Raw genomic sequence first — 838 nt, forward strand, 5'->3', positions numbered from 1 at the left:
AAACCAGCTAATATCTTGTCAACATTTTTCTCTTAAATTTATTTGGCGTTGGCAGTATACTAAAAATAGGCGTGCTAAAGAACCTTCTCTGCAGTTGCTGGAAGGTTTTTCGTTTGAATGATAAATCTGCTAATTATGCTAAGTCAACAAAGCACTCTTGCTTCACTAATAATGCATAAATCCAGTGCAGGAGCTTGTTAACACACGCAATCAGAGCGACGCGATAAGGCTTTCCTGATTCGCGCTTCTTGTCGTAAAACTCACGTAGTCTCTTGCTGCCTGACTTCCTAAGACCGCACAATACGGCGAGATATAAGGCGTGTCGTAGCTTTTTTGAACCACGTTTGGTAATGCGATTGCTGGTAGCTGTGAACTTACCTGAAGCGTAAACACTAGGGTCAATTCCTGCGAAAGCAACCAGCTTTTTAGCGTGATTAAACCGATGGATCTCCCCGATCTCAGACAGAATCGTTGCAGCGATTTTGCTTCCTATACCGGGTATCGATTGGATAATCTGATAAGCCTCAACTTCTTCAGCAAGAGCATCAACCTGACTTCGTAGATAGGAAAGATGCTCTTGGTACTGAAGGAGTAAATCGATGTATAACACTAAGCTTATCAAATGGCTACTGTAGCCTACTTTCTGAAAAGGATTGTTAGCTGCAGCTGCCAGGATAAGGCTTGCTTTTTCGTCAGCCCAGCGATCAGATCGACTTGGGCATAGGCATGTAATTGTGTTGGCGATATTCGCTTCTCCAGCAACTTGAAAGGCAGTAGGAGTCGTAAATTGCTTAAGAAGTTGCAGAGAAACTCTGGAATAGAGGTCACCGAAGATACC

The 838-nt window shown here is 43.2% G+C and carries 1 protein-coding gene; it reads right to left on the reverse strand.

Translation table 11 applies throughout. The annotated features are described in order from the left end of the window. Window positions 1-133 precede the first annotated feature (133 nt). Window positions 134-838, reverse strand: a 705-nt coding sequence (locus ABEW34_RS31605) for a transposase (RefSeq protein ID WP_430165755.1), incomplete at its 5' end; no start/stop codon positions are given.

Origin of the sequence: Paenibacillus algorifonticola (assembly GCF_050481745.1) — a bacterium.
GTDB classification, from domain to species: domain Bacteria; phylum Bacillota; class Bacilli; order Paenibacillales; family Paenibacillaceae; genus Pristimantibacillus; species Pristimantibacillus algorifonticola_A.